The organism is Chryseobacterium sp. UF-290, assembly GCF_058245615.1.
The window spans coordinates 270036-282266 of record NZ_JBSICB010000002.1 but is presented as its reverse complement, the minus strand read 5'-3'; the positions used below and the strand labels follow the sequence as shown (position 1 = coordinate 282266).

At 40.7% G+C, this 12231-nt stretch carries 9 protein-coding genes, 1 pseudogene and 1 riboswitch; all 10 genes and pseudogenes read right to left on the bottom strand.

Annotated elements, in window-relative coordinates:
• Nucleotides 1-4: 4 nt before the first annotated feature.
• Nucleotides 5-160, bottom strand: a pseudogene (locus AC4IF5_RS03585) (epoxyqueuosine reductase QueH); the annotation flags it as partial.
• Between the two features lie 50 nt (nucleotides 161-210).
• Nucleotides 211-993, bottom strand: a complete 783-nt coding sequence (locus AC4IF5_RS03580; protein ID WP_490731744.1) for an enoyl-CoA hydratase/isomerase family protein — start codon at nucleotides 991-993, stop codon at nucleotides 211-213.
• 1 nt (nucleotide 994) lies between these two features.
• On the bottom strand, nucleotides 995-1879 hold the full coding sequence (mmsB, locus tag AC4IF5_RS03575) for a 3-hydroxyisobutyrate dehydrogenase (protein ID WP_490731742.1): 885 nt from the start codon (nucleotides 1877-1879) through the stop codon (nucleotides 995-997).
• Between the two features lie 2 nt (nucleotides 1880-1881).
• On the bottom strand, nucleotides 1882-2991 hold the full coding sequence (locus AC4IF5_RS03570) for an enoyl-CoA hydratase/isomerase family protein (RefSeq protein ID WP_490731740.1): 1110 nt from the start codon (nucleotides 2989-2991) through the stop codon (nucleotides 1882-1884).
• A gap of 15 nt (nucleotides 2992-3006) precedes the next feature.
• Nucleotides 3007-4167 (bottom strand): acyl-CoA dehydrogenase family protein, encoded by a 1161-nt coding sequence (locus AC4IF5_RS03565; protein WP_490731738.1) that lies wholly within the window; start codon nucleotides 4165-4167, stop codon nucleotides 3007-3009.
• 6 nt (nucleotides 4168-4173) lie between these two features.
• On the bottom strand, nucleotides 4174-5670 hold the full coding sequence (locus AC4IF5_RS03560) for a CoA-acylating methylmalonate-semialdehyde dehydrogenase (protein WP_490731736.1): 1497 nt from the start codon (nucleotides 5668-5670) through the stop codon (nucleotides 4174-4176).
• Nucleotides 5671-5737: 67 nt separating this feature from the next.
• Nucleotides 5738-7189 (bottom strand): bifunctional 2-methylcitrate dehydratase/aconitate hydratase, encoded by a 1452-nt coding sequence (locus AC4IF5_RS03555; RefSeq protein WP_490731734.1) that lies wholly within the window; start codon nucleotides 7187-7189, stop codon nucleotides 5738-5740.
• A gap of 35 nt (nucleotides 7190-7224) precedes the next feature.
• Nucleotides 7225-8379: a bifunctional 2-methylcitrate synthase/citrate synthase gene (gene prpC, locus AC4IF5_RS03550; protein WP_490731733.1), complete on the bottom strand. Its 1155-nt coding sequence runs from the start codon at nucleotides 8377-8379 to the stop codon at nucleotides 7225-7227.
• Nucleotides 8366-9274: a methylisocitrate lyase gene (gene prpB, locus AC4IF5_RS03545; protein WP_490731731.1), complete on the bottom strand. Its 909-nt coding sequence runs from the start codon at nucleotides 9272-9274 to the stop codon at nucleotides 8366-8368. Before prpB ends, prpC begins: the two co-directional genes overlap by 14 nt.
• A 467-nt stretch (nucleotides 9275-9741) precedes the next feature.
• A riboswitch (cobalamin riboswitch) is annotated at nucleotides 9742-9933 on the bottom strand.
• A 425-nt stretch (nucleotides 9934-10358) separates the two neighbouring features.
• Nucleotides 10359-11744 carry a tRNA uridine-5-carboxymethylaminomethyl(34) synthesis GTPase MnmE gene (gene mnmE / locus AC4IF5_RS03540; protein WP_490731729.1) on the bottom strand — a complete coding sequence of 462 codons (1386 nt, stop codon included), beginning with the start codon at nucleotides 11742-11744 and terminating at the stop codon, nucleotides 10359-10361.
• Nucleotides 11745-12231: the final 487 nt, after the last annotated feature.

The following is a 12231-nucleotide window of genomic DNA, read 5'->3' as shown; positions in this document are numbered from 1 at the left end:
AATTTCAGCTGTTTTTAGCCCTCAATAACTTCTTTCTTCCGGTTTCTGCTCTCCATCTATTGGTATCTCTCAGAGAATAGGCACAGCCACAATATTCCTGCATATAAAATTGCTTCTGTTTACTTATTTCAAGCATGCGCTTTGAGCCGCCTTTTTTCCTCCTTCCGGTAACACTAATTTTTCTCTTTCAAAATTCATCTTCAATATTTACTATCTTCCCGTAAAATCAGGTTGTCTTTTTTCTATAAATGCGCCTATACCTTCGCTATGGTCCTGTGTATTAAATAATTCTCCAAACAGGACAGATTCCTGCTTTAAACCGTCTGTAATGTGCAGCTCAAATCCTGTATTCAGAGATTCCTTTGCTTTTGCAACCGCTATTGGGCCTCTTGACGCGATTGTTTCCGCCAGCTTTTGGACCTCATTCAGTAATTCTTCAGGAGCAACGACACGGTTGACAAAGCCCAGTTCCTTACAGGCCGCCGCCGGATAAAATTCACCTGAGAATACCATTTCTCTTGCTTTATATAACCCAATGGCCCTGGGCAGTCGCTGTGTTCCGCCGAAGCAAGGTAACAATCCCAATGTTACTTCCGGCAATCCGAATCTTGCCTTTTCACTTGCCAGAATAATATCACAGGACAATGCTAATTCACACCCGCCTCCCAATGCAAAACCATTGACAGCTGCTATTACAGCAAATGGTAATGCTTCAATGGCATTAAATGCAGCCTGCGCCATTATTGAAAAATCTTCTGCTTCTTTTGGTGTCATTCCCTGCATTGCTTTAATATCCGCGCCTGCGACAAAAGCTTTTTCTCCTGAACCCGTAATGATTAAAACCCGGATGTCTTTGTTGAGTCTGATTTGGTCTGCAAATGATTTAAGCTCTTTTAGCACGGTTTCGTTCAAAGCGTTTAATGCTTGCGGACGGTTGATGGTCAATGTCCCTATATGACCTTGTTGCTGGTAGGCTAGTGTTTCAAAATTCATATTATTGATGCTTATTTAGGAATTGAATAATGCTTGAAAAATCTATTTTTCCGTTTCCGGTCTCACTCCACATTCTGTATAGGTTCAGCGCTGTATTTCCTAAAGGAGTGGATGTTCTGGTTTCCAGACCTGCTTCCGCTGCTAAGCCTAAGTCTTTTGTCATCAGATCTACGGCAAAGCCGCCTGTATATTCCCTTGAAGCAGGAGAGCTTTCCAAGACTCCGGGATAAGGATTGTATACCTCCAATGACCAGTTTCTCCCGGAACTTTTCTGCATGATTTCACTCAATACTTTTGCGTCCAATCCGTGACGGATTCCTAAATTGATGGCTTCAGAAGTTCCGATCATATGAATCGCCAACAGCATATTATTGCAGATTTTAGCCACCTGGCCTGCTCCTGAACCACCGGCGTGAAATATATTCTGACCCATGCATTTTAATATCGGTCTTGCTCTTTCGTAATCTTCAGTCTTGCCTCCTACAATAAAAGTTAATGTTCCTGCCTGGGCACCACTGGTACCGCCAGAGACAGGGGCATCTATCATTTTACAGCCTTTCGAAGCGGCCAGTTCGGCAACAGAACGGGCGGTCACCGCATCAATCGTACTGCTGTCAATAAGTAGTGTGCCAGGCTTTAGATGACCAATAAATTCTTCAGAATACAATTCAGCAACATGTTTCCCTGAAGGGAGCATAGAGATCACCACATCCGCATCCTTAGATGCTGTTAAAGCTGAGTCAGAGGCCTGTCCGCCTGCAGAAGCCAGAGCTTCCAACGCTGTCGCTGAAAGGTCAAAACCAGTAACCGTATGACCGTTTTTTATTAAATTGGCGGCCATAGGTCCGCCCATATTTCCTAATCCTATGAATGCTATTGTTGACATATTTATTCGTTTTTAACTAAATTTTTTAATGGATGTTCCTCTTTCTTCCAAAGCGGGGTAAAATAATTGTCTACCCAATCTTTGGTGATACCATCTAATGTAGCCGGCTGCCATTTGGGAGACAGATCCTTATCCACCAATAAAGCCCTCACACCTTCCGCAAAATCGGGATGGATGCAGCACTGGCAGGACAGGTTCAGCTCAGATTGAAAAACCTCTTCCAGGCTTAAATTCTTACCCTGCTGTAATTGCCTGAAAATAATATGTGCCGAGCTTGGTGAACCGGCTTCAAAACTTTTCAAACCATTATTGATCCATTCATCTTTGTCAGGATGATGTACTAATATTTCTCTGAACTGCTCCAGGGAATTTACCGTTTCAAATTGTTGGATGAACGGTTGATGTGCTGCTGCCTGTGATTCAGGAACAACAATATCTTTGGAGGCATTTTCTAAAATATCGGAAACGGTTTTATGGTGATTACCGTTCCAATCTGCCTGTTCCAGAGCATTCAGAATAGCTTCTTTTGAAGATGACTCAATATAATAATCTGCTAAACCTAAGAACCTGCAATCTGCACCGTCTAACCGTGCTCCTGTTAGGCCTAAATACATTCCGTAAGCTGATGGCATTTTATTCAAAAACCATGTTCCGCCAACGTCAGGATACAGGCCAATGGTAATCTCCGGCATTGCCAGTTTGCTTCTTTCGGTAACGATACGGTGCGAAGCTCCGACCATAATACCGATACCGCCCCCCATGACAATACCGTGCCCCCATACAATGATTGGCTTCGGGTAAGTGTGAATATCGTAGTCTACCTGATATTCTTTTGAAAAGAAATCAAAACAGTCCTGTGGAACTTGTGTTCCATCAATATTTCGCTGTGCGATAATAGCGTCATGCAGCTTTCTTACATCTCCGCCGGCGCACAGTGCTTTTTCGCCTGTTCCCTGCAGGAATATGCAGGCTGTTTCATCGGAGGATTTCCAGGCTTTCAGAATATCTTTCAATTCTTCTATCATTTCCAATGACAAGGAATTGAGGGTCTTCTCTGAATTGAGGGTAATAATTCCTACCTTGTTTTTTATTTCTGTTAGTATTAAGCTCATTTTTGATTGTTTGAATTAACGGATTTGCAGCATGGCTCCTTCTTCCAGTATCTTTCTTGAAATCACCAGTTTCATGATTTCATTAGTGCCTTCCACGACCTGATGGATTCTTGCGTCACGCATTAAACGTTCTACAGGAAAATCCTGGGTACAGCCGTAGCCTCCTAATATTTGCAGGGCTTCATTGCAGATATTAAAGCACATATCGGTTGCCAATCGCTTTGCCATTGCACAATAGGTAGTCGCATTGACATCCCTGGAATCCAGCTTAAAGGCTGCCAGATGTACCATTTGACGGGCCGCTACCAATTCCGTTGCCATATCGGCAATTTTAAATTGAAGAGATTGAAATTGGGCTAATGCCTTACCAAACTGCTGTCTTTCGTGCATATATTTCTGAGCCTGATTGATAGCGCCCTGTGCTGCTCCTACAGAGCACGTCCCAATATTGATACGTCCGCCGTCCAGACCTTTTAATGCAATTTTGAAGCCCTGTCCTGTTTCTCCCAGAAGATATTGTTCATCTACCTCCACATGATCTAAAAATACAAAACGGGTAGGCTGCGTATTCCATCCCAATTTTTTTTCTTTTTCCCCGAAGCTGATCCCTTTTGTATAGGCAGGCACAATAAAAGCGCTAATTCCTTTTGCTCCTGAATCACCGGTACGGGCCATTACGATCAATATATCGCTTTCACCGGCTCCGGAAATGAATGCTTTAGTACCATTAAGGATGTATTTGTTACCCTCTTTTATGGCTGTAGTTTTTAATGCGGCAGCGTCCGAGCCTGAACCCGGCTCGGTAAGGCAGTAAGATCCCAATAATGTACCTGATGCAAGATCCGGACATAACTGTTTTCTGATCTCATCATTTCCAAACGTATCAATCATCCAGGAAACCATATTGTGTATGGTAATATAGGCAGTGGTTGAAGGACATGCGGCTGATAGTTCCTCAAATATAATGGCCGCGTCTAATCGTGATAATCCCAGGCCTCCGGCCTCTTCACTTGTATACACACCGCAAAAGCCCAATTTCCCGGCCCTGGCAATAGCTTCTCTCGGGAATATCTTTTGAGCATCCCATTCTGAAGCATAAGGAGCCAGCTCTTTTTCAGCAAATCTTCTCGCTGCGTCCTGAAACGCCAGTTGATCTTCATTGAGGTTAAATTGCATAAGATTTTATTTTAGGCTGATAGTCATGTTCACATTACCTCCCGGCACATCATCTTCAAACCAGCGGGCGGTAATGGTCTTTGTTTCCGTATAAAAGCGAACCCCTTGTTTTCCATAAGAATGCAGATCGCCAAAGAATGATTTTCGCCATCCTGTAAAAGAGAAAAACGGCAGTGGAACCGGAATCGGAAGATTGACCCCAATTTGCCCCACTTCAATCTCATGCTGGAACTTTCTGGCAGCAGCTCCTGAATTGGTAAAAATCGAAGTTCCGTTTCCATAAGGATTAGCGTTGATAATCTTAATGGCTTCATCCAAGGTTTCCGCTTTCAATAAAAGCAGTGCAGGCCCGAAAATTTCTTCTTTGTAAATGTCCATATCAACAGATACGTTATTAAACAAAGTAGGTCCTACAAAATATCCGTTCTCATATCCTTCAACATGGCAATCACTTCCGTCTAATAATACCTCGGCTCCCTGCTCATAGGCACTTTTGATTAATCTTAAAACTTTCTCTTTGGATTGCTTATTAATCAGAGGGCCAAAGGCCGCGGATTCATCAGACCAGACTCCCGGTTTGATCGTACTTAAAGCAGTCTTGATGTCATCTACCCAGTTTTGCGCTTCTCCTACCAGAACGGCAACACTGATGGCCATACAACGCTGTCCGGCGGCACCACAGGAAGCACCTGCCAGATTATTGATCACCTGTTCTTTATTGGCATCCGGCATTACCACCATATGGTTTTTTGCCCCGCCAAAGGCCTGAACCCTTTTCAGATTATCTGTTCCTGTACGATATACATGCTCAGCCACAGGCACTGAACCTACGAATGAAATTGCTTTGATTTCAGGGTGGTTTAAAATATGATTGACCTGATCCTTGGAACCATGAACGATATTCAATACTCCCTTAGGGAAACCTGCTTCCATAAATAGCTCTGCCATTTTTATTGAGGTCATGGGAGTCTGCTCGGATGGCTTTAAAATAAAGGTATTACCACAGGCAATTGCCATTGGGAACATCCATAGAGGGATCATCGCCGGAAAATTGAAAGGCGTAATTCCTGCACAGACACCAAGGGGCTGGATATAGCTGTATGTATCAACTCCCCGTGCAACATTTTCCACCGTTTCTCCCATCATAAGGGTTGGAATATTACACGCATGTTCCACGACTTCGATGCCACGCCATACATCGCCCATAGCGTCCGGGAAAGTTTTTCCGTTTTCTTTGGAAAGAATTTCAGCGATCTCTTTTTGGTTTTCCTTCAGAAGCTGCTGGTATTTCAGAAATAACCTGGCTCTTTCCGGAGTAGCGACTTCTTTCCATGTTTTGAAGGCTTCTTTTGCAGCTTCAATGGCTTCATCTATTTCAGATAAAGGTGTTAATGGTACTTCTGCAAGAATCTCTTGTGAAGCGGGATTTTCTACAGGAAGATGCTCAGGGGCTTTACTTTCTATAAAATCTCCGTTGATTAATATTTTTACTTTTTGTGACATAGTTTTTAGATTGAGTGTTAAAAGCTGAAAGTGAATTTATTGTACTCACTTTCAACTTTTCATTGCATTATATGACCAATAGATCAACAAACTCGTTTACATTGAGATTCACAAGTGTATCGTAGTCTAATGAACTTTCCAGTACAACTTTCTGTTGTTTTTCAGGGAATATTCTTGCAAGATTTATTTTATATTTTTTGATCAGCTCAGGAATACCTTCGTCTCTTCTGCGTTTATGACCGATAGGATACTCTACAACGATTTCATCTAAGACGGTTCCATCATTGAGCTCTACTGTTAAAGCATTGGCGATGGACCGTTTTTCAGGATCATGATAATCCCTGGTAAACTGGGCTTCTTCAACACATTCTATTTTATCACGAAGAATGTCGATTCTTGGATCTGCGGCGATAGTATCTTCATAATCCGCAGCAGTTAATCTTCCAAAAATAAGGGGAACAGCTACCATATACTGTATGGCATGGTCACGGTCGGCAGGATTATTAAGCGGGCCTTTTTTATCGATAATACGAATCGCTGCCTCATGGGTACGAATGGTGATTTTTTTGATATCATCAGATGATTTTCCCAATTCTTTCAATTTACCGTTCAAAGTCATCGCTGCTTCTACTGCGGTTTGGGAATGGAATTCTGCGGGGAAGGAGATCTTGAACAGTACATTTTCCATTACATAAGATCCGTAATCTCTCTGGAATTTGAATTCATTTCCGTTGAACGAAACATCATAGAACCCCCATGTTTTAGCAGTCAGTACAGATGGGTAACCCATTTCTCCGGTTTTGGCGATTAATGCCAAACGTACGGCTCTTGAAGTAGCGTCTCCCGCAGCCCATGATTTACGACTTCCTGTATTAGGTGCATGACGGTAAGTTCTTAAAGATTGCCCGTCAACGAAAGATAACGAAATGGCATTGATCAGCTCATCACGGGTTAAGCCGATTAGCTTCCCAACAACCGCTGTGGAAGCTAATTTCACCAACAGTACATGGTCTAAACCTACTTTGTTGAATGAATTTTCCAGTGCCATTACACCCTGGATCTCATGGGCCATAATCATAGCTTCCAGAACCTGTTTCATTTTTAAAGGGGCTTTTCCCTCAGCGATGTTGGTTCTTGATAACCAGTCTGCGGTGGCCAAAATTCCCCCAAGGTTATCAGAAGGGTGTCCCCATTCAGCAGCCAGCCAGGTGTCGTTGAAATCTAACCAACGGATAATCGCTCCAATGTTAAAAGCAGCCTGAACCGGATCTAGCTGAAACTGTGTTCCCGGAACTTTTGCTCCGTTCGGAACGACTGTACCTTTTACGATAGGCCCCAAAAGTTTTGTACATGCTGGATAAGTCAATGCTTCCAGGCCACATCCGATCGTATCTAAAAGACAGTAATGAGCCGTTTTCCAGGCTAAATCATTTTTAATCTCATAGTGTAATACATAATCTGCAATATCTGTTAATACCTTATCCGGTTGTGGTCTTTCGTTTGAAATGTGTGATGACATCTTTGTTGTATAGTTTAATGATTAATTGTGATTTTTTATTTTCTGTTTTCTATGGAGACAAACTCTTTATTCTCAGGTCCTGTATAATTGGCGCTCGGACGGATGATTTTTCCATCCTGTCTTTGCTCAATAATGTGCGCGCTCCATCCTGTAACCCTTGAGATAACAAATAATGGAGTGAACATTAAGGTAGGAACCCCCATCAAGTGATAAGATACAGCAGAGAACCAGTCAAGATTCGGGAACATTTTCTTTTCTTCCCACATGACGGTCTCCAGTCTTTCAGCGATATTGTACAGCAGCATATCTCCGGCTTCTTCGGAGAGTTCCTTAGCTACTTTTTTGATCACTACATTTCGTGGGTCTGATATGGTGTAAACAGGATGTCCAAATCCAATAATCACCTCTTTGGAGGCAATACGCTTCCTGATGTCTTCTTCAGCTTCATCAGGAGAATTATAACGGCTTTGGATTTCAAAAGCCACCTCATTGGCGCCTCCATGCTTTGGTCCTCTTAAGGCCCCAATAGCACCCGTTATGCAGGAGTAAAAGTCTGAAGCTGTTCCGGCAATGACACGTGCTGTAAAAGTGGAAGCATTAAATTCATGTTCCGCATAAAGGTTGAGCGAGATTTCCATCGCTTTCACCCAGGAATCGGGAGCCTTTTTGCCATGCAATAAGTGTAAAAAATGCCCGCCAATAGTATCATCATCTGTTTCTACATCGATTTCTTTACCATTATGGGTATAATGATACCAGTATAATAACCCTGAACTAAACGATGCCAATAGCTTATCCGCAATATCTCTTGCCCCCGCAACATTATGATCATCTTTTTCCGGCTGAATGCTGCCGATCGCTGATACCATTGAACGCATTACATCCATGGGATGTGCGGCAGCAGGAATACTCTTTAGAATATTTCTTACAGAGTGGGGAAGTCCTCTTAAAGATTTTAATTTGGCTTTATAGTTTTTTAATTGTGCTTCGGTAGGCAGTTGGCCATAGATCAAAAGGTAGGCGACTTCTTCAAATTGTGCTTTCTCTGCTAAATCCAGAATATCATATCCTCTGTAATGGAGGTCATTTCCACTTTTTCCTACACTGCAAAGTGAAGTATTGCCGGCCGCTACACCTGAAAGCGCTACACTTTTTTTAGGCTTAAATGTTGGTTCGTTATGAGTTGACATTATTATTTTGTTTAAAAAGGTTATCTAATTTTTGTTCATAGTCGTGGTAACCAATGCTTTGGTAAAGCTCTTCTCTGGTTTGCATAGTATCTAATACATTAGCCTGTGTTCCGTCTCTGCGGATGTGCTCATATACATTTTGGGCGGCTTTGTTGGCGGCACGGAATGCAGAAAGCGGATAAAGAATCAACCCGACACCGGCAGCTTTCAATTCGTCAACAGTATACATCTTTATCATCCCGAATTCGGTGATATTGGCGAGCACGGGAATTCCGGCAGCATCAACAAATTTTTGATAAAAACTTAAATCAGGAACAGCTTCAGCAAAGATGAAATCCGCACCTGCTTCTTTATAGGCAACAGCTCTTTCTAACGTTTTGTCCAAACCTTCATTAGCGAATGCATCTGTTCTGGCCCCAATAACAAAGCTTTCGTCTGTTCTGGCATCAGCAGCAGCTTTCAACCTGTCTGCCATCTCTTCTTTGCTTACTACCTCTTTTCCCGGACGATGTCCGCAGCGTTTTGCGCCAACCTGGTCTTCAATATGCATGGCCGCAGCTCCGGCTTTAATCAATGATTTTACGGTTCTTGCCACATTAAATGCCGAAGGACCAAATCCTGTATCTACATCTACCATTAATGGTAAATCACATACATTGGTTATACGCTGAACATCTGTTAATACATCTTCTAAAGTGGTGATCCCTAAATCAGGAATTCCTAAAGAACCTGCAGCAACACCACCTCCTGAAAGATAGATCGCATTGAAGCCAGCTTGCTGTGCCAGTAATGCATGGTTTGCATTAACAGCTCCGACAATCTGCAGGGGATTTTCTTTTTTCATAACCTCCCGGAACAGCATACCGGGAGACTTCCAATTTTCATTTTTGTTCATTATAATATTTATTGTTGAGTTGAAGTTTGTTTGTAAATGGAGATGTATTAGTACAGCAATAACCGGATAGGCTCAACTGTTGGGCAGTAAAAAGAAAATGATCAGAAGGGAGCGGATGAATCTTAAATACATTCTGAATTTGAGAATTTTGCAAAATTCTTCCTGTCCGGACTTGTCTATTGAGAAGCCTGTCGCTAATGCATAAATAATCAGGATTGCCTGGGTACATTTTTAAACTTTTTACATTGATTAAATCCTATAAAAAGTTCTCAGTAAACTTCACAATGCTTATTGGCCAGAAAGAAAATTATGGAAAGGGAATACGAATGAGCTATAGTATAATGGAAAAGGCTTGCACCCCCATTAACTAATTCTGTTTCAAAAAATAACGTCTGCTAATAAGCATTTTTATCACACAGTTATCCATATCGTATCATACCTGACTATAAGCTTCATACCGCGAAAGCATCGTCAATTCGAAATAGGCAGGTCTCCTGACTTGTAACAGCTTTTATCGTCCTTCCCATATAAAAGATATACAGTGGACAGTATTGATAAAAACCTTTAATATGTTACTTACAGTTGCGCGACAGTTCGTGATTTGCACACGATTCCCTTTTAATACACAGCTAAGTGTAACCAATTTCGGTTGATAAAGAAGGTGTTAAGAACTCCTTGGTGATAAATATAGGTATTTTATGAAAACGGCAAGATATTTTATGTGAACAATAATAAATTTATTTTAATGTATTGATAATGTTGTGGTTGTGAAAGGTGTTTTTTTGGAACTATCCCAATTACTTCATTAAATTATTATAAAACTTAACCGAAAATTCAGACATAGTTAACAGATTTGTCGGTTTTTTTTACATATTGCAAACAAAAAGCAATCTGATTATTGGTATACAAAATGGATATTGCAATCCATTAAAATGTATTTCCTGGATCTGATTTAATTTTTCTGAGCCTTCCTTTATCGGTTTATTGTCTGCATAGTCTTAACGTTTTCATACTGTGTAATCAATAATTGGCAGAAAAACAGGGAAGTTTTTTTAGGTTTAAATTGTTGAAAATCAGACAGTTATTACTTGCCGATACAAAATTTTGAGAAGATATTTCCAAGTATCTCATTACTAGTCACTTCACCAGAAATTGTCCCCAGATGTTCCAGTGCATTTCTCAATTCATATGCCAATAATTCTGTAGAAATCTGGAAAGAAATAGCTTCTTTTACTTTATGTACGGCATCTGAAGATTTTTGCAGGGCTTCGAAGTGGCGCTGGTTGGTAATAACAACGTTATTTTCTTCAGATTTTAAATGTTCCACGTATGAAGATAATTCATTTTTAAGATCCTGGATATTTTGGTTTTCAACGGCAGAAATTTTGATGAAATCAAATTCATGGGTAATGGCATTTCTGAAGACATCCTCTACGGTTTCATATTTTGTTGGAGTCACTTCATCAATTTTTGTAGCACAGATAATAAGCTTCAGATCATCTCTCAGCAGGGATTGAATCATGTCAATATCTTCTGAAAAATTCTCTGTAGCTGCATCGGCCAGATATACCAGGATATTGGCATTTTCAACTTTTTCTTTGGCTTTTTTTACTCCGATAGCTTCGATCTCATCTGCTGTTTCACGAAGTCCGGCGGTGTCGATCAGCCTGAAGGCGTGACCTTTAATATGCAGTACCTCTTCGATCGTATCCCTTGTCGTTCCGGCAATATTGCTTACAATAGCTCTTTCTTCTTTCAATAGGGCATTGAGTAGGGTAGACTTACCGGCATTGGGTTTTCCGATGATGGCAACGGCTGTTCCGTTTTTAATGGCATTTCCGTATTGGAAGCTTTCAATGAGGGAATCTAATTTGATTTCAATTTTATCCAGCAGTCCGCTTAGCGCGGTTCTGTCGGCGAATTCTACATCCTCTTCTGCAAAATCCAGTTCCAGTTCGATCAGAGAAACAAAATTCAGGAGATCGGTTCTCAGTAAGGATATTTCATTGGTAATTCCTCCCTTTAGCTGATTGATAGCTACCTTTCTGGAGGCTTCATTTTCAGAGGCGATCACATCTGCAATAGCTTCAGCCTGAGAAAGATCGATCCTTCCATTGATGAATGCACGCAGGGTAAATTCACCTGCCTTAGCCATTCGTGCTCCATTTTTGATCAGGGTCTCAAGAATACGTTTACCGATATGTGGGGAACCGTGAAAGGCAATTTCTACAGAATTTTCTGTAGTGAAGCTTTTCGGAGCCAGAAAGATCGAAAGCATAACTTCATCAATAGTCTCCCCGCCATCCATAAAGTATCCGTAATGAATGGTATGGGATTTCTGTTTCTCCAGCTTTTTAGCCGGAAAGCTTTTTTGAACTATGGGTAATGCTTCATCCCCTGAAACTCTGATAATGCCTAAAGCACCTATTCCGTTGGCAGTTGCCAATGCACAAATGGTATCGTTATTCATGCTGCAAATTTACGCTTTTTAATGCTAATTTTTATGGTACTGCTCATTCGGTTTTGCGATCTTTCTTATCCGAAGGATCAGCTTGTAGGATCATTACCCGTTAAAAAATATCTATTGAAGGATCAATGTAGGATCCTGGAATTGTTAATTGCCACACTTTTTGTTTATTATTAAAGGTTATCAACTTGGCTTTTATTAATGGTAAAGTAATATTGATATTAAAATGTCAGTATATTGAATAGTATGAGATGTTTCTTTAATATATAATTTTTTTATTGAGTAATATCCTGTTTTGTCATGTTTTGTAATTATTCTTAAAAATTATATTGTAACCTTTTATTTTTAAATATAATAAGCTTATATGCTGTGTTTTATTATTATTTTCTTATTTAAATATAAGTTTGGTATGTTAATTGCTTGTTAGGCTGCCGGCGGTGTTGAAATCTTAAAAAAACATTATTAAAATACGAATAATGTGTTAAATTAC

Bases quoted from the DNA above. Each gene is read 5' to 3' on its own strand.
- AC4IF5_RS03580 (WP_490731744.1), bottom strand. From the start codon at position 993: ATGAATTTTGAAACACTAGCCTACCAGCAACAAGGTCATATAGGGACA.
- mmsB (WP_490731742.1), bottom strand. From the start codon at position 1,879: ATGTCAACAATAGCATTCATAGGATTAGGAAATATGGGCGGACCTATG.
- AC4IF5_RS03570 (WP_490731740.1), bottom strand. From the start codon at position 2,991: ATGAGCTTAATACTAACAGAAATAAAAAACAAGGTAGGAATTATTACC.
- AC4IF5_RS03565 (WP_490731738.1), bottom strand. From the start codon at position 4,167: ATGCAATTTAACCTCAATGAAGATCAACTGGCGTTTCAGGACGCAGCG.
- AC4IF5_RS03560 (WP_490731736.1), bottom strand. From the start codon at position 5,670: ATGTCACAAAAAGTAAAAATATTAATCAACGGAGATTTTATAGAAAGT.
- AC4IF5_RS03555 (WP_490731734.1), bottom strand. From the start codon at position 7,189: ATGTCATCACACATTTCAAACGAAAGACCACAACCGGATAAGGTATTA.
- prpC (WP_490731733.1), bottom strand. From the start codon at position 8,379: ATGTCAACTCATAACGAACCAACATTTAAGCCTAAAAAAAGTGTAGCG.
- prpB (WP_490731731.1), bottom strand. From the start codon at position 9,274: ATGAACAAAAATGAAAATTGGAAGTCTCCCGGTATGCTGTTCCGGGAG.
- mnmE (WP_490731729.1), bottom strand. From the start codon at position 11,744: ATGAATAACGATACCATTTGTGCATTGGCAACTGCCAACGGAATAGGT.